This is a genomic window from Nonomuraea turkmeniaca, from assembly GCF_005889735.1.
In the GTDB taxonomy this organism is placed as follows: Bacteria; Actinomycetota; Actinomycetes; order Streptosporangiales; family Streptosporangiaceae; genus Nonomuraea; species Nonomuraea turkmeniaca.
Genome location: NZ_VCKY01000033.1, coordinates 1 through 16,976, shown reverse-complemented (window position 1 = coordinate 16,976; position 16,976 = coordinate 1). Strand labels below are relative to the sequence as shown.

General features: G+C 71.4%; 15 protein-coding genes. 8 read left to right on the top strand and 7 right to left on the bottom strand.

Annotated elements, in window-relative coordinates; translation table 11 throughout:
- Positions 1-45: 45 nt before the first annotated feature.
- The 5 genes from ETD86_RS12585 to ETD86_RS12565 are packed head-to-tail and all read right to left on the bottom strand — an operon-like array spanning position 46 to position 4,765.
- Complete coding sequence (locus ETD86_RS12585) at positions 46-1,047, bottom strand: proline racemase family protein (RefSeq protein ID WP_138666312.1); 1,002 nt, start codon at positions 1,045-1,047, stop codon at positions 46-48.
- Entirely contained in the window at positions 1,044-1,937 is an 894-nt protein-coding gene (locus tag ETD86_RS12580; protein ID WP_138666311.1) for a dihydrodipicolinate synthase family protein, read from the bottom strand. The genes ETD86_RS12585 and ETD86_RS12580 overlap by 4 nt, the downstream gene beginning before the upstream one ends.
- Positions 1,938-1,962: 25 nt before the next feature.
- On the bottom strand, positions 1,963-3,375 hold the full coding sequence (locus tag ETD86_RS12575; protein WP_246147875.1) for an FAD/NAD(P)-dependent oxidoreductase: 1,413 nt from the start codon (positions 3,373-3,375) through the stop codon (positions 1,963-1,965).
- A complete protein-coding gene (locus ETD86_RS12570; RefSeq protein WP_138666310.1) occupies positions 3,372-3,614 on the bottom strand; it encodes a (2Fe-2S)-binding protein in 243 nt (80 codons plus the stop codon). Before ETD86_RS12570 ends, ETD86_RS12575 begins: the two co-directional genes overlap by 4 nt.
- Positions 3,611-4,765, bottom strand: a complete 1,155-nt coding sequence (locus ETD86_RS12565) for an NAD(P)/FAD-dependent oxidoreductase (RefSeq protein ID WP_281286901.1) — start codon at positions 4,763-4,765, stop codon at positions 3,611-3,613. Before ETD86_RS12565 ends, ETD86_RS12570 begins: the two co-directional genes overlap by 4 nt.
- Before the next feature lie 85 nt (positions 4,766-4,850).
- Between ETD86_RS12565 and ETD86_RS12560 the strand changes: the two genes are divergently transcribed.
- Together ETD86_RS12560 and ETD86_RS12555 are read left to right on the top strand one after the other, a co-directional pair.
- On the top strand, positions 4,851-5,831 hold the full coding sequence (locus ETD86_RS12560) for a COX15/CtaA family protein (RefSeq protein WP_138666308.1): 981 nt from the start codon (positions 4,851-4,853) through the stop codon (positions 5,829-5,831).
- A gap of 65 nt (positions 5,832-5,896) precedes the next feature.
- On the top strand, positions 5,897-6,601 hold the full coding sequence (locus ETD86_RS12555) for a SanA/YdcF family protein (RefSeq protein ID WP_246147874.1): 705 nt from the start codon (positions 5,897-5,899) through the stop codon (positions 6,599-6,601).
- Here ETD86_RS12555 and ETD86_RS12550 read toward each other — a convergent pair.
- Complete coding sequence (locus tag ETD86_RS12550) at positions 6,577-7,770, bottom strand: PrsW family intramembrane metalloprotease (protein ID WP_138666306.1); 1,194 nt, start codon at positions 7,768-7,770, stop codon at positions 6,577-6,579. The two genes, ETD86_RS12555 and ETD86_RS12550, sit on opposite strands and share 25 nt — an antisense overlap.
- A gap of 86 nt (positions 7,771-7,856) precedes the next feature.
- A complete protein-coding gene (locus tag ETD86_RS12545) occupies positions 7,857-8,801 on the bottom strand; it encodes a heme o synthase (RefSeq protein WP_138666305.1) in 945 nt (314 codons plus the stop codon).
- A gap of 289 nt (positions 8,802-9,090) precedes the next feature.
- Here ETD86_RS12545 and tkt point away from each other — a divergent pair, with 289 nt between their 5' ends.
- From tkt to pgl, 6 genes are all read left to right on the top strand, one after another.
- Positions 9,091-11,199: a transketolase gene (gene tkt / locus ETD86_RS12540; RefSeq protein WP_138666304.1), complete on the top strand. Its 2,109-nt coding sequence runs from the start codon at positions 9,091-9,093 to the stop codon at positions 11,197-11,199.
- 7 nt (positions 11,200-11,206) lie between these two features.
- Positions 11,207-12,298, top strand: a complete 1,092-nt coding sequence (tal, locus tag ETD86_RS12535) for a transaldolase (protein ID WP_138666303.1) — start codon at positions 11,207-11,209, stop codon at positions 12,296-12,298.
- A complete protein-coding gene (locus ETD86_RS12530; RefSeq protein ID WP_138666348.1) occupies positions 12,298-13,905 on the top strand; it encodes a glucose-6-phosphate isomerase in 1,608 nt (535 codons plus the stop codon). Before tal ends, ETD86_RS12530 begins: the two co-directional genes overlap by 1 nt.
- A gap of 1 nt (position 13,906) precedes the next feature.
- Positions 13,907-15,508, top strand: coding sequence for a glucose-6-phosphate dehydrogenase (zwf, locus tag ETD86_RS12525; RefSeq protein WP_246147873.1), 1,602 nt, complete (start codon positions 13,907-13,909; stop codon positions 15,506-15,508).
- Positions 15,509-16,423 carry a glucose-6-phosphate dehydrogenase assembly protein OpcA gene (locus ETD86_RS12520; protein ID WP_138666302.1) on the top strand — a complete coding sequence of 305 codons (915 nt, stop codon included), beginning with the start codon at positions 15,509-15,511 and terminating at the stop codon, positions 16,421-16,423.
- Between the two features lie 32 nt (positions 16,424-16,455).
- Positions 16,456-16,976 (top strand): 6-phosphogluconolactonase (gene pgl, locus ETD86_RS12515; RefSeq protein WP_138666301.1); only part of this gene is annotated, 521 nt, incomplete at its 3' end.

Sequence of the window (16,976 nt, the reverse complement as noted above, 5' to 3'; positions counted from 1 at the left end):
CGGTTCACTCGCCACGCTCGCTGCTGTGTCTCTTGGTCGGCTCGCTCACAGTTCGAACCCTGCCGGGAACGGGTCGCGCGGGTCCAGGAAGTACTGGGCGGTGCCGGTGATCCAGGCCCGGCCGGTGATCGACGGCACGACGGCGGGCGCGCCGCCCACGGTCGTCTCCTCGAGGAGCCGGCCGATGAAGTGGGTGCCGATGAACGACTCGTTGACGAAGTCCCGTCCGAGCGGCAGCTCGCCGCGGGCGTGCAGCTGCGCCATGCGGGCGCTGGTGCCCGTGCCGCACGGGGAGCGGTCGAACCAGCCGGGGTGGATGGCCATGGCGTGCCGCGAGTGGTGGGCGTCGGAGCCGGGCGCGGCGAAGTAGACGTGGTGGCAGCCGCGGATGCGGTCGTCCTCGCGGTGCACGGGCTCGTCGGCGGCGTTGATCGCCTCCATGGTCGCGAGCCCGGCGGCGATGATCTCGTTTTTGGCCTTGCGGTCGAAGGGCAGGCCGTAGGAGTCGAGGTCGACGATGGCGTAGAAGTTGCCGCCGTACGCGAGGTCGTAGCGGATCTCCCCGAACCCGGGCACGGTGACGACGGCGTCGAGCCGGTCGCTGTAGGAGGGCACGTTGCGCAGCGTCACCGACATGGCCGTCCCGTCCTCGACGGCCACGTCCACCACGACCAGCCCCGCGGGGACCTCCAGGCGCACGGTGGTGACCGGCTCGACGACCTCCACCATGCCGGTCTCGACGAGCACGGTCGCCACGCCGATCGTGCCGTGCCCGCACATCGGCAGCAGCCCGGACACCTCGATGAACAGCACGCCGTAGTCCGCGTCCGGCCTGGTGGGCGGCTGCAGGATGGCGCCGCTCATGGCCGCGTGGCCGCGCGGCTCGGTCATCAGCAGGGTGCGGATGTGGTCGAGGTTGTCGCGGAAGTAGACGCGCCGCTCGGCCATGGTGGCGCCGGGGATCACGCCCACCCCACCGGTGATCACGCGGGTCGGCATGCCCTCGGTGTGGGAGTCGACGGCGTGGAAAACCCGTTTGGTCCTCATCTCAGCCCTTCTGCCAATGCCTTCTCGGTCGCGGCCCGCACGACGGCGGCCTGTTCGTCCGTGAGCGGCTGCCTGGGCTGCCTGCACGGGCCGCCGTACCGGCCGGCGAGGTCCATGGACAGCTTGATGGCCTGGACGAACTCCGTCTTGGAGTCCCAGCGCAGCAGAGGGTGGAGCTTCCTGTAAAGGGGCAGCGCGGTGGCGAGGTCACCGGCGACCGCGGCGCGGTAGAGCGCCACGTTGGAGGCGGGCAGGGCGTTGGGGTAGCCGGCGATCCAGCCGACCGCCCCGGCCACGGCCAGCTCCAGGAGCACGTCGTCGGAGCCGATCAGCAGGTCCAGCTCGGGGGCCAGCTCGGCGATCTCGTACGCGCGCCGCGGGTCCCCGCTGAACTCCTTCACGGCCACGATCAGGCCCTCCTCGTGCAGCTTGGCCAGCAGCGCGGGGGTCAGGTCGACCTTGGTGTCGTACGGGTTGTTGTAGGCCACGATCGACACCCCGGCCTTGGCGACCTCGCGGTAGTGGCCGAAGACCGCCCGCTCGTCGGCCCGGTAGGCGTTGGGCGGCAGCAGGAGGACCGAGCCGCAGCCCGCCTCGGCGGCCTGCTCGGCCCAGCGGCGCGACTCGGCGGCGCCGTACGCGCCCGCCCCGGCCATCACGTTGCGGCCGCCGACGGCCTCGACCGCCGTCTCGATCACCCGGGCGCGCTCCTCCGGGGTGAGCGTCTGGTACTCGCCGAGCGACCCGTTGGGCACGACGCCGTCGCAGCCGTTCTCGACCAGCCAGCGGCAGTGCGCGGCGTAGCCGTCGAAGTCGACGGACAGGTCGTCGCGCAGGGGCAGCGCGGTGGCGACCATGACGCCGTGCCATGGCTTGCTGCGATGTTCCATCAGGGAGTCCTCCATGTCGGGTCTTTCAGTGTGCGGAATCGTGAGGGGTGTCGGTGTCGCTCAGGGCGCCGAGGGTGACGGGCTGGGCGATGGGGCGGCGGGGCGGCTGCTGCGGCTCTCCGGCCAGGCAGGCGACGGCGTACCCGCAGATGCGGCCCTGGCACCAGCCCATGCCGGGCCGGGCCAGCAGCTTGATCGAGCGCGCGTCGGTGGCGCCGAGCTCCTGGGCCTCGCGGATCCGGGCCAGCGGCACCTCCTCGCACCGGCACACCAGCGTGTCGTCGCGCAGCCACCCCTGCCAGCCCGGCTCGACCGGGTACGCCTGCTGCAACGCCGCGCCGAACGCCCGCCATCGATCCCGCCGCCGCGCCAGCACCCCCGCGACCTCGCCGGCCGCGACCTCGACCCCGGCGCCGGGCGCGCGCCGGTGCGCGATGATGGATCGGCCCGCGATACGGCCCTCGATCTCGGCCAGCCGCCAGCCGCCCACGCCGGTGGGCTCGCCGGCCGCCCACACCATGGGCACGGTGGTGCGCTGGGCGGCGTCGGTCTCCAGGATCGGGCTGCCGTCCACGTCGTGCCGGGTCGCGCAGCCGAGCTGCACCCCCAGGTCGATCTGCGGCACGAACCCGTAGCCGACCGCCACGGTGTCGCACTCGACGATCCGCGTGGCGAGAACGTTCCACCGCCTGCCCAGGCGGGCCACGGTGACGGCCTCCACCTCGCGCTCCCCGTGCGCCTCGACCACCGCGTGGCGGGTCAGGTACGGCACCCGGTGCCGGGCGAGGCTCACCGCGTACCCGGCGGCCTCCCCGGCCTTGCCCAGGGCGAGCAGCGGATGCCTGGCCAGCCCGAGCCCGCCGCCCGCCTCGTACACGCCGAGCACCTTCGCCCCGGCCGCGGCCAGCCCGGTCGCCACGGGCAGCAGGAACGGCCCGGTGCCGGAGACGACGACCCGCCGGCCCGCCACCACGCCGTTGCCCTTGAGCAGCGCCTGCGCGCCGCCGGCCGTGAGCACGCCGGGCAGGTCCCAGCCGGGGAACGGCAGCGGCCGGTCGTACGCGCCGGTGGCGATCAGCAGCCGCCGCCCACGCACGGCCACCGCTCCCCCTTCCGGGGAGTTGGCGTGCACGAGCAGGTCGCCGTCCGGCTCGCGGGTCACGCTCCACACCTGGTGCCGCGACAACACCTCGGCCCGGTCGCTCAGGGCGCGCGCCTGCCGCAGGAACCGGTCCAGCCCCGGCGCACGGGCGGGGACGGCGGTGTGGCGGAAGTACTGGCCGCCGAGCCGCGCCGACGAGTCCACGAGCGCCACCCGCAGCCCGGCCAGCGCCGCCGTGAGCGCGCCCGCCACCCCGGCGGGCCCGCCGCCGACGACCACGAGGTCGTACGTCACGCCCTCTCCCGCGCGAGCCTCATCCGTCACGACATCCGTCACGACGTCGTCACCTCGTCCCCTGGCGCGGCCTCGACGAGGCAGGCACGTTCAGGCGCCCGCCCGTTGACCGAGATCAGGCAGTCGAAGCACACCCCGATCCCGCAGAACAGCCCGCGGGGCCGCGCCCCGAACCGGGTGGCGCGCCACGAGCGGATCCCCGCCGCGTGCAGCGCCGCGCCGATCGTCTGGCCGGGCACGACCGGCACGGACCGGCCGTCGACCGTGATGGCGAAGGTCATGAGGCCTCCTCGGGAAAGCGGTCCGGGCGGAAGGGGCTCAGGTCCAGGTCAGGCCGGGCGCCGCTGAGGACCTGGGCGAGCAGGTGGCCGGTGGCCGGGGCGAGCCCGATGCCGGCGCCCTCGTGCCCGCACGCGTGATACAGCCCGGGCACCCGCGGATCGGCGCCGATGACGGGCAGATGGTCGGGACAGTACGGCCGGAACCCGCAGTAGGACCTGATGACCCGCACGCCCCGCAACACCGGGAAGAGCGCGACCGCCTGCCCCGCCAGCCGGGCGAGCACCGGCACCGACGTCGTCCGGTCGAACCCGACCCGCTCCCTGCTCGCCCCGATCAGCACGGTCCCCGCCACCGTGCCCTCGACCACGGCCGACGTCTCCAGCCCTGCCGAGTCGCTGGCCACGTTCGTGACGTAGGCGGCGGTGTAGACCTTGTGCCGGATCAGCGGCTCGGACAGCGGCTCCGTGACGAGGATGAACCCACGCCGGGGCAGGACCGGCAGCCGCACCCCCGCCAGCGCGGCCACCTCACCGCCCCACGTGCCCGCCGCGTTGACGACCGCGCCGCCGAGCACGTCCCCGTGCGTCGTCCGCACACCGGTCACCCGCTCCCCGGACCGGATGAACCCGGTCACCCCGACCCCCAGCCGGAGGCGGAGCGTCCCGCGGCCGTACTTGTCGGCGCCGTGCTTGAGCAGGGTGGCAGCCGCCAGCATGGGCTGGACCTGGGCATCCTGCGGGTAGAAGACACCGCCGGCCAGCCCCGGCGCCAGGTGCGGCTCGTAGTCGCGCAGCGCGCCGGCCGGCACGACGGCGTGCTCCACGTCCTGCTTGGCGGCGAGGTCCACGAGCCGCCGCTGGATCTCGGAGGTCTCGGCGACGACGAGCCCGCCCTTGGCCTCGAACTCGAACCCGCCGTGCCCGGCCAGCGTGCGCCAGAGCCGGTTGGACAGCACGGCCAGCTCCAGCTCGGGACCGGGCTCCTTGTCCGACACCAGGACGTTGCCCTCGCCCGAGCCGGTCGTGCCGCCGGCGACGGGCCCCCGGTCGATCACGGTCACGTCGAGCCCCGCCCGCGCGGCGTAATAGGCGCAGGCCGCCCCCACGACGCCGGCACCGACGACGATGACGTCGGACATCACCACCTCCACCAGTAATATGTCACATACCTAAGGGCGTTGAGAAGCCCCGTTCCCGGTGGTGGGACCGACCGTACAGGCCCGTACCATCGATGACGTGAAGCTACCCACGGACCACTCCAACCCGCTCGTGCGCCGGCTGTTCTCCTTCTGGGCGCCGACCACGCAGTCCATGCGGGGCTGGGCGATGGCCTCCGTGGTGGTCAACGCGGGCATCACAGTGACCGGCGCGGGCGTGCGCGTCACCGGCTCGGGACTCGGCTGCCCGACCTGGCCGAAGTGCACGCCGGACAGCTTCATCCCGGTGGCGCACCCCGAGGTGTCGATGCTCAACATGCTCGTCGAGTTCGGCAACCGGCTGCTGACCTTCCTGGTGCTGGCCGTGGGGGCGGCGTGTGTCATCGCGGCCTGGCGGATGGTGCCCCGCCGGCGGTCCCTGGTGCGGCTCGCCATGCTCCAGCCGGTCGGCGTCCTGGCCCAGGCCCTGTGGGGCGGGCTGGTGGTCAACACGATGCTCAACCCGTTCACGGTCGGCATGCACTTCCTCATCTCCAGCGGCCTGATCGCGGCCTGCTGGATGTTGTACGCCCGCGCGGGCGAGGGCGACGGCCCGGCGCGGCGGGTGACGCACCGTGACGTCCGCAGGCTCGGCTACGTGCTGGTGGCCGCGGTGTTCGGGCTGCTGGTGGCCGGTGTGGTGGTGAGCGGCACGGGCCCGCACTCGGGCGACGTGATGGCCTCGCGCTTCGACCTCGACATCGAGGCCGTGGCCCGGCTGCACGCCGACATCGCCTACATCGTCGTGGGGCTGACGTTCGCGCTGTTGTTCGCGCTGCACGTGAGCGACTCGACGCGGCCGGCCCGGCGGGCGGCGCTGGCGCTGTTCGTCGTGGAGTTGCTGCAGGGCGTGATCGGCTACACCCAGTACTTCTTGGCCGTGCCCGCCGCTCTGGTGCTCCTGCACGTGCTGGGCTCGACCCTGGTCTGGATCGCCGCCCTCAGGGTGATCACGTCGCTGCGCACCCGCGACCCGGTGCCCGTGCCCCACTCCCCCGTCGAAGCGGCCGCCACCGTCTGAGCGGATATGCCAGGGTGTGTGGTGAAAGGTCCGCCACTCCCCCGGCCTCAGAGGGGTGCGCTTTGTTGAGAAAAGTCCGCCCCTCTCGGAAGGCGCTGCGCCGGACCTACCAGGGTCTGGTGGTGCTCAGCGTGCTGGCCCTCGCGCCCATGACGTGGGCCTGGCTCAGCAGTTCGGAGCACCGGGTGGCCGCCGAGGGGGCAGGCTGGCTGGGGCGGGTGCCCGAGACGCAGGCGGCGCTGGTGCTGGGCGCGGGCCTGTACGGCGACCAGCCCACGCTGATGCTGGCCCGCCGGCTGGACATCGCCGCCGAGCTCTACCGGGCCGGCAAGGTGCGGGCGTTGCTGCTGTCGGGCGACAACAGCCGCGAGGACTACGACGAGCCCACCGCCATGCGCGACTACCTGCGTGCCAGGGGCGTGCCGGACGCCGTGATGGTGCTGGACTATGCCGGGTTCGACACGTGGGACTCGTGCGTGCGGGCGCGCCAGGTGTTCGGGGCCGAACGGGTGACCGTGGTCACGCAGGAGTTCCACATGCCCAGGGCCGTGACGTTGTGCCGGACGGCCGGGCTGGAGACGTTCGGGGTGGGTGACGACTCGGCCCGGCGACTGCCCGGGCCCACCTACGTGTACGCCACCCGCGAGTTGTTCGCCACCGCCAAGGCGTTCGCCGACGCGAAGATCCTCGGCTCCGACCCGGTCTTCCCCGGCCCGCGCGAGGTCTCGCTCACCCGCATCCTCGGTCAGCCGGGCGCGCCGGGGGCGTAGCCGGGCGGCGGCGTGCCCCGGGCGACCGACCCGGCGTGCACCGACGGCACCGGGAAGTCGGCCTTGGCGGTGCTCATGCACTCCAGCAGGGCCCGTTGCTCCTCGTGGAAGGTCTGCTCGTCGACCATGTGGCGGGCCGCCCGCTCGTGCAGCAGCCCGAGCTCGGTGGCGGCGAGCTGGTAGTCGCGCATCGCGAGCAGCCCGCGTTTGCCGCCGTGGGCCTTGGCCCACTGCCTGGCCTGGCGGCGCCGGGAGAACGCCGACAACATGTAGATGTCGGCCTCGTTGACGAGCTTGGTCGGCTCGTACGGCGGCAGATAGCGCTGGATGAGCGCGACGATGCGCCGCCGGTCCTTGAACACCACGCCGATGAGCACGATCAGCACCACCAGCAGCGTCAGGTAGGCCACCACGAGCCCGGGGAAGCCGCCGTAGGAGGCCAGGCCGTTCCACAGTCCGTGCAGGACCATCGCGCCCGACCAGCCGGCCAGGATGTAGAAGACCCGCTCGGAGCCGCTGCGCTGGGCGGCATAGGCGACGCCGACGCCGATCATGGAGCTGAACAGCGGATGCGCCAGCGGCGACAGGATGCCGCGCAGCACCACGGTGACCGCCAGTCCCTTGACGCCCGACTCGGAGTTGAGCGCGGCGAGGTAGTAGCTGACGTTCTCGCTCATGGCGAAGCCGAGGCCGACCATGCTGGCGTAGATGATGCCGTCGGTCGGCCCGTCCAGCTCGGCCCTGCGGAACCTGAGCAGCCCGATCAGCACCAGGCCCTTCATGGTCTCCTCGACCACGGGAGCGCCGAATGTGGCCGCGATGTTGCGGGCGTTGTCCTCCGACAGCCTGACGGTGTCCATGATGTAGTGCAGGTTGAGCGAGTTGACCACGCCCGCGACCAGCACCGCCACGCCCGCACCCCACGCGAACGCGAAGATCAGGTTGCTGCGCGGCTCCGGCTCCATCCGGTCCAGCGCCAGCACCGCGGCCAGCAGCAGCGGCACGGGCGCCAGCGCCAGCGTGAGGGCGATGAAGAACTGCACCGGCTCGCCGTTGAGCACGTCGAACGAGAAGGAGACCAGTGCGCAGATGCCGGTGAGGACCAGCCCGGTGATCAACGCGAATGACGGGCGGTCCTTCAACACCCAGCGTGGATCACGGGACGCCATAGGGTGACTTTAACGGATCAGGAGGCCGGTGGCCGTGCCGGCGTAGCCAGTCCTCACCGTCCGGAAAGGACCCGCCGCGGCGGCCGTCAGGCCAGCAGCGGATCAATGGCGACGGCGAGGAAGAGCAGCGCCAGGTAGGCGTTGGACCAGTGGAAGAAGCGCATCGGCCGCAGGTCCACACCCGTCTTGCCGGCGTTGAGCCGGGCCAGCAGGCGGTGCACCTCCCACAGGCACATCACGCCCAGCACGGCCGCCACGATCGGGTAGAAGAGCGTGGTGCCCGCCACCGGCCACAACGCCAGCGAGCACAGCACGGTCGCCCACGTGTAGGCGATGGACTCCAGGACGACCCGCCGCTCGGTGGCCACGACCGGCAACATCGGCACCTTGGCCGCCGCGTAGTCCTCCTTGTAGCGCATGGCCAGCGTCCAGGTGTGCGGCGGCGTCCAGAAGAACACCACGCCGAACAGCACCAGCGGCGCCCAGTCGAGCCGCTCGGTGATGCCCGCCCAGCCGATCATGACCGGCATGCAGCCGGCGATGCCGCCCCACACGATGTTCTGGGCCGTGCGCCGCTTGAGGATCATCGAGTAGACGAGCACGTAGAACAGGATCGCCGCGGTGGACAGCAGGGCCGCCAGCCAGTTGGTGGTGACCCACAGCCCGATCGTGGACAACACGCCGAGCACGATCCCGAAGATGAGCGCGCCCCTCGGCGACACCTGATGCCTGGCCAGCGGCCGGCGGCGGGTGCGGCGCATCTTCTGGTCGATGTCGCGGTCGACGTAGCAGTTGAGCGCGTTGGCGCTGCCCGCCGACAGGGTGCCGAACACCATGACCGAGATGGACGTCCACAGCGGCGGGAGACCGCCGGCCGCGAGGAACATCACCGGCAGCGTGGTGATCAGCAGCAGCTCGATGATCCGCGGCTTGGTGAGCGCGATGTAGGCCTTCACGATCATGCTGATCGAGCGCGGCGCCTCCACCTGCGGTGATGGGCCCGTCGCCTGCCTGTTGGTCAGCACCGTCAAGGCGCTTCCAGCCTGTGCGGGGTCAACGCGTAACCTCTGATAAGAGCGGATCCATGGGTGGGCGCCGGTGACGCCTCTGCGAACAAACAAACTGTAGTCGCAGGGTGAGCCGGTCCGGCCAATGGGGGGCTTGCGCCACACATGGACACGCGCGGGTGGATTGCGATGGACACGGAGTTCCCGAGCTATAAGAAGGGAATTGATCGCAGGCTCCACTCGGTTAGGGTCCCTGTGGGCGGGATAGCCAACCGGCATGACCAATGACAACTAGATTCCGGAGATCGAGCACTTGAGCACCGAACTCGTGCCAGCCCTTGACTGGACCGACCTCGACAAGCAGGCGGTCGACGTCATTCGAGCACTGGCGATGGACGCAGTGGAGAAGGCGGGCTCGGGTCACCCCGGCACCGCCATGAGTCTGGCCCCCGCCGCATACCTGCTGTTCCAGCGTGTGATGCGCCACGACCCCACCGATCCCAACTGGATCGGACGGGACCGTTTCGTGTTGTCGTGCGGCCACACCAGCCTGACGCTCTACATCCAGCTCTACCTTTCCGGCTACGGCCTGACCCTCGACGACCTCAGGCGGCTGCGTCAGTGGGACAGCCTCACCCCCGGCCACCCCGAGCACGGTCACACGGCCGGCGTGGAGACCACGACGGGCCCGCTCGGCCAGGGTCTGGGCAACGCGGTCGGCATGGCGATGGCCGCCCGCCGCGAGCGCGGCCTGTTCGATCCCGACGCCGAGCTCGGCGCCTCGCCGTTCGACCACCACATCTGGTGCTTCGTCAGCGACGGCGACATCGAGGAGGGCATCAGCCACGAGGCCAGCTCCCTCGCCGGCCACCAGAAGCTCGGCAACCTCATCGTCCTGTGGGACGACAACCACATCTCCATCGAGGACGACACGCTGATCGCCAAGTCCGAGGACGTGGTCAAGCGCTACGAGGCCTACGGCTGGCACACCGAGAGCGTCGACTGGACCGCCGGCGACGACTACCACGAGGACGTGCAGGCCCTCTACGACGCGCTGGAGGCGGCCAAGGCCGAGACCGACCGGCCGTCGTTCATCCGGCTGCGTACGATCATCGGCTGGCCGGCCCCCAACAAGCGCAACACCGGCAAGATCCACGGTTCGGCCCTGGGCGAGGCGGAGGTCGCGGCCACCAAGGAAGTCCTCGGCATGGACCCGGCCAAGACCTTCGACGTGCCGGCCGGCGTGCTCGCGCACGCCCGCGAGCTGGCCCAGCGCGGCCGCACCGCGCACGCCGAGTGGGAGAAGGGCTACGCCGAATGGCGCCTGGCCAACCCCGAGCGCGCCGAGGAGCTCGACCGCATCTCCCACCGCGAGCTGCCGAACGGCTGGTACCGCGCGCTGCCGTCGTTCGAAGTCGGCGCGTCGATGGCGACCCGCAAGGCGTCGGGCGAGGTGCTGAGCGCGCTCGCGCCGGTGCTGCCCGAGCTGTGGGGCGGCTCGGCCGACCTGGCCGAGTCCAACAACACCACCATGAAGGGCGAGCCGTCCTTCATCCCGGAGGAATACCAGACCAAGGAGTTCCCCGGTAACCGCTACGGCCGCACGCTGCACTTCGGCATCCGCGAGCACGCCATGGGAGCCATCCTCAACGGCATCGCCCTGCACGGCGGCACCCGCCCGTACGGCGGCACGTTCCTGGTCTTCTCCGACTACATGCGCCCGGCGGTGCGCCTGGCCGCGCTGATGAAGCTGCCGGTCACGTACGTGTGGACGCACGACTCCATCGGCCTGGGCGAGGACGGCCCCACCCACCAGCCGATCGAGCACCTGTGGGCGCTGCGCGCGATCCCCGGCCTCGACGTGGTGCGCCCGGCCGACGCCAACGAGACCTCGTACGCGTGGAAGGCCGTGCTCGAACACAAGGACCGGCCCGCCGCGCTGGCGCTCACCCGGCAGAACCTGCCGGTGTACGAGGGCACCAGCGCCGACGGCGTGACCCGCGGCGGCTATGTGCTGCGCGAGGCGTCCGACGGCCAGCCCAAGGTCATCGTCATCGCCACCGGCAGCGAGGTGGAGATCGCCGTGGCGGGCCGCGAGCTGCTCGAGGCGCAGGGCATCCCCACGCGAGTCGTCTCCATGCCGTGTGTGGAGTGGTTCAACGGGCAGGATTCCGCATACAGGCAGACCGTTCTGCCGTCGTCGATCAGGGCTCGGGTCGCGGTCGAGGCGGGCATCGCGCTCGGCTGGCACCAGTTCGTCGGCGAATGCGGCGAAGTGGTCGGCCTCGAACACTTCGGTGCGTCGGCGCCGTACAAGACTGTGTACGAGCAGTTCGGGCTGACGGCCGAGCGGGTGGCGGCGGCGGCACATGCGAGCCTGGCCAAGCTTGGCCAGGAAAAAGGCGAGACGACGGGAAACTGAAGTAAAGATGAGCGAGATCCTCAACAAGCTGTCCGGCCAGGGCGTGGCCATCTGGCTCGACGACATCAGCCGTGAGCGGCTGCGCAGCGGCAACCTGGAGCAGCTGATCAGGGAGAAGAACGTCGTGGGGGTCACCTCCAACCCGACGATCTTCGCCGGCGCGCTCAGCAAGGGCGATGCCTACGACCAGCAGCTGCACGACCTGGCCATCCGCGGCGTCAGCGTGGAGGAGGCCGTACGCGCGATCACGGCCTACGACATCCGCTGGGCCTGCGACGTGCTGCGCCCGGTCTACGACGCCACCGGCGGCGTGGACGGCCGCGTGTCGCTGGAGGTGGACCCGCGCCTGGCCCACGAGAGCGAGAAGACCGTGGCCGAGGCCCGGGCGCTGTGGTGGATGGTGGACCGGCCCAACCTGTTCATCAAGATCCCGGCGACCCTGGAAGGCCTGCCGGCGATCACGCAGGCCATCTCCGAAGGCATCAGCGTCAACGTCACGCTGATCTTCTCGCTGGAGCGTTACCGCGCGGTCATGGACGCCTGGCTCGCCGGCCTGGAGGCCGCGCAGGCCAAGGGGCTCAACCTGGCCACGATCGAGTCGGTGGCCTCGTTCTTCGTCAGCCGGGTCGACAGCGAGATCGACAAGCGGCTGGACAAGGTGGGCAAGCCAGAGCTGAAGGGCCAGGCGGGCGTGGCCAACGCGCGGCTGGCGTACGCGGCGTACGAAGACGTCATGAACACGGAGCGGTGGCAGCGACTGCGGGCCGCCGGCGCCCGGCCGCAGCGCCCGCTGTGGGCCTCGACCGGTGTGAAGAACCCGGAGTACCCCGACACGCTCTACGTCGACCAGCTCGTCGCCCCCGGCACCGTCAACACGATGCCGGAGAAGACGCTCGACTCGACCGCCGACCACGCCAACATCACCGGTGACACCGTCCGGCCGTTCTACGAGGACGCCTGGAACACCATGGCCGCGCTCAAGGAGGCCGGCGTCGACTACGACGACGTGGTGAAGGTGCTCGAGGAAGAGGGCGTGCAGAAGTTCGAGGCGTCCTGGAACGAGCTGCTCGAGAGCGTCAGCAAGAACCTGGTTCCGTGATGGAGGTGCTCTACCGCGACGAGAGGGCGGCCTCGGCCGCCTCCTCCGTCGCGGGGCGCCTCGCCGCCGACGGCGTGCCCGCGCGGCTCGCCGCCGGCGACCCCACGGTGTGGGGTCGCGAAGGGAGCGGAGCTCCCGAGCTAACAGGACGAGACGCCGAGGCGGGGACGGGCGGGGTGCCGCCGTTCCGCGCCTCTCGCGAGCTGCTGCCCGAGCTGGGCGAGCTCGCGGAGCGGGCCCGTGCCGCGGGCCTGACGAACGTGGTGCTGGCCGCGACCGGCGGCGCGGCTCTGGCGGCCGAGGCGATCTGCGACAGCGCCGACGTGCCGCTCACCGTGCTCGACACCTCCGATCCCGGGCAGGTGCGGCGGGCACTGGCCGAGCCGCTGGAGTCCACGGTCGTGGTGGTGGCGGGCTCCGCGGTGGAGACCGACTGCTGTCTGCGGATCTACGAGGAGCTGTTCGCGCGGGCGGGCATCGAGGCCGCGCAGCGCATCGTGGCCGTCGCCGACCCTGACTCGCCGCTGGAGCGGCGGGCTCTGGAACGCGGCTACCATCTGCTGCCGTCGAGCGGCCGCGCGCTGTCGGCTGCTGCGCTCGCGCCCAGTGCGCTGGCGGGGGCGGACGTGGCGCGGTTGCTCGACGACGCCGAGGAGGTGCTGCCGCTGTTGTCGCGGGACAGCGGCAACCCCGGGCTCGCCCTGGGGGCGGTGCTCGGCGGCGCGGCCCTGGGCGGCCGCGACAAGCTGCTGCTGGAGGACCAGCTCTCCGCCATCGCCGGGCTGCCCGACTGGATCGAGGCGCTTGTCGCCGAGTCCACCGGCAAACGCGGCAGGGGCATCCTGCCCATCGTCGGCGCCGATCCCCACCGGGCCCACGACGAGCTGGTCGTCGCCATCGAGTCCGACATCGGCGACGTGCGCGTGGACGGCCCGCTGGGCGCGCAGTTCCTGGTCTGGGAGTACGCGGCCGCCGTCGCCGCGCTGCTCCTGGAGGTCGACCCGGCCGACCGGCCCGACGTGGCCGAGCCCGCGGACAACGCGGCCGCGCTGCTGGCCCTGCCCGAGCTGCCGGCCGGCGCGCCCGCGCTGGTGGACGGCCCGGTCGAGGTGTACGGCTCGGTGACGGCCAAGGACCTGCCGGGGGTGTTCATCGAGCTGCTGCACGCGATACCGGCCGACGGCCACCTGGCGGTGACTGCCTACCTGGACCGGCTGGCGGCGTTCGACGCGCCGGTGCCCGACGGCGCCGACTTCGAGCAGATGACCGACGCCTGGATGATGGCCGACCCGGCCACACTGCGGGCGTTGCTGGCCCTGCGTACCGACAGGCCGGTGACGTTCGGGTGGGGGCCGCGGTCGTGGCACGCGACCGGGCAGTACCACAAGGGCGGACCCCAGAACGGGGTGTTCCTGCAGATCACCGGGGCGGTGACGGAGGACGTCGCGGTCCCGGGCAGGCCTTACACGCTGGGCCGCCTCCAGCTCGCCCAGGCGCTCGGCGACCTGGAGGCGCTGGAAACGCGCGGACGGCCCGCCGTACGCCTGCATTTGACCGACCGCGCGGCAGGAGTCGCGCACCTGCTCGCAGCCGCACAGGAGGTTTGAGATGACAGACCCTGGAGCACCCGTGGAGGAGGCCGTCACCGCGGCGGCGGCCATCGCAGGCATCTCCACCACGGAGGAAGTGGTCGCCGCGAACCCGCTACGGGATCCGCGTGACAAGCGCCTTCCCCGGGTGGCGGGACCCTGCGTGATGGTGTTGTTCGGCGTGACCGGTGACCTGGCCAAGCGCAAGCTGCTGCCGGCGATCTACGACCTGGGCAACCGCGGGCTGCTGCCGCCGGGGTTCTCGCTGGTCGGCTTCGCCCGCCGGGATTGGAAGGACCAGGATTTCGCCCAGCTGACGCACGACGCGGTCAAGGCGCACGCCAGGACGCCGTTCCGTGAGGAGGTCTGGAAGCAGCTGCTCGAGGGCATCCATTTCGTCCCCGGCGAGTTCTCCGACGACGGCGCGTTCGACGCGCTGGCCATGGCGTTGGCTGAGATCGACCAGACGCGCGGCACGGGCGGAAACTACGCGTTCTACCTGTCGGTGCCGCCGAAGTTCTTCCCCTTGGTGGTGGAGCAGCTCAAGCGGACCGGGCTCGCCGACGCGCCCGACGGGTCGTGGCGGCGGGTCGTGATCGAGAAGCCGTTCGGGCACAACCTGCAGTCGGCGCACGAGCTGAACGAGATCACCACCTCGGCCTTCCCGGAGAGCTCGATCTTCCGGATCGACCACTACCTGGGCAAGGAGACCGTCCAGAACATCATGGCGCTGCGGTTCGCCAACAACCTCTACGAGCCCATCTGGAACCGCAGCTTCGTCGACCACGTGCAGATCACGATGGCCGAGGACATCGGCATCGGCGGACGGGCCGGCTACTACGACGGCATCGGCGCGGCCCGCGACGTCATCCAGAACCACCTGCTCCAGCTCCTCGCGCTGGTCGCCATGGAGGACCCGACCTCGTTCGAGGCCCAGGCGCTGCGCCGGGAGAAGGAGAAGGTGCTCAAAGCCGTGCGCCTGCCCTCCAACCTGGGGCTCAACACGGCGCGCGGCCAGTACTCGGCGGGCTGGCAGGGCGGCGAGAAGGTCGTCGGCTACCTGCAGGAGGACGGCATCTCACACGAGTCGACCACCGAGACGTACGCGGCCATCAAGCTGGAGATCGCCAACCGGCGGTGGGCGGGGGTGCCGTTCTACCTGCGTACCGGCAAACGCCTGGGCCGCCGGGTCACGGAGGTCGCGGTGGTGTTCCAGCGGGCGCCGCACCTGCCGTTCAGCAAGGACGACACGGAGATTCTGGGCCAGAACGCGCTGGTGGTGCGCGTCCAGCCGGACGAGGGCATCACGGTGCGGTTCGGCTCCAAGGTGCCCGGGACGGCGATGGAGGTGCGCGACGTCTCCATGGACTTCGCGTACGGCGAGTCGTTCCTGGAGTCGTCGCCGGAGGCGTACGAGCGGCTGCTGCTCGACGTCATGATCGGCGATCCGCCGCTCTTCCCGCACCAGCGGGAGGTGGAGCTGTCGTGGAAGATCCTCGACCCGATCGAGGACTTCTGGGCCACCCAGGGCCAGCCCGAGCCCTACGAATCGGGCTCGTGGGGGCCGCCGTCCGCGGACGCGATGATGGCCCGCGACGGGCGTGTGTGGAGGAGACTCTAGATGACCACCTTCATGCTGTCGGACACGACAGCAGGCAAGATCTCGGCGCAGCTCATGCACCTGCGACACCAGATGGGCGCGCCGGCCATCGGCATGGTGCTGACGCTCGTGGTGGTCTGCGAGGAGCGCCACCAGTACGACGCGCTCCGCGCGGCCTCCGAGGCGGCCCGCGAGCACCCGTCGCGCATCATCGTGGTGATCAACCGTGAGGTCGACGAGCACATCAGGCTCGACGCCGAGCTTCGCATCGGCGAGTCCACGCCGGGCGAGGTGGTCGTGCTGCGCCTGTACGGCGAGCTGACCCAGCACGCCGACTCGGTGGTCAGCCCCCTGCTGCTGCCCGACACACCGGTCGTGGTGTGGTGGCCGGGCGCGGCCCCGGACGTGCCGTCCAAGGACTCGATCGGCGCGCTGGCGCAGCGCCGCATCACCGACGCCAGGGGCTTGTCCGACGACGGCATCAGGTCGCTGGTGATCAGGGCCAAGGGGTACGCCCGCGGCGACACCGACCTGGCGTGGGCCCGCCTGACACCATGGCGCAGCCTCCTGGCCGCCGCGTTCGACCAGCCCGTGGGCAAGGTCCGCAAGGGCATCGTGGAGGCCTCCACGGGCAATCCGAGCGCGCCGCTGCTTGCCGCGTGGTTGTCGGATCGGCTCGGCGTGCCCATCAAGGTCGGCGACTCCGACGGTCCCGGGATCACCGCCGTACGCCTGCAGCTGGGCGAGGGCGAGCTGGCCGTGGTCAGGACCGACGCCCGGCTGGCCACGCTGTCGCGGCCCGGCCAGCCGAACCGGAACGTGGCCCTGGCCAGGCGGCACACCTCGGAGCTGATGGCCGAGGAATTGCGCAGGCTCGACAGCGACGAGATCTACGAGGCGTCGGTCAAGCGGTTCGCCCGGACGTACAAGGGGTGACCGGAGCTCCCATGGCTGAGAAAGTGATGTCTGTGAGCGTCCCCACCATCGTCGTCCACCGCAACGCCGACGTCCTGGCCAACGCGGTGGCCGCACGGATCATCACCCGCCTGGTCGACGTGCAGTCGGCCAAGGGGTCGGCCTCGATCGTGCTGACCGGCGGCACGGTCGGCATCGCCACGCTGGCGGCCATCGCCGCCACGCCCGCCCGCGACGCCGTCGACTGGCGGCGCCTGGACGTCTGGTGGGGCGACGAGCGGTTCCTGCCCTCCGGCGACAAGGAGCGCAACGAGACCGGTGCCCGCGACGCCCTGCTCGACCACGTGGACGTGGACCCGGAGCGCATCCACGTGATGCGCGGCCCCGACTCGGGCATGACGGCCGAGGAATCGGCCGACGCCTACGCCGCCGAGCTCCGGGCCGCCGCCCGTCCCGAGGACCACGGCCCGGTGCCGAGCTTCGACGTGATGCTGCTCGGCATGGGCCCGGACGCGCACGTGGCCTCCCTGTTCCCCGGCATGCCCGCCCTGTACGACACCCGCCCGGTGGTGGC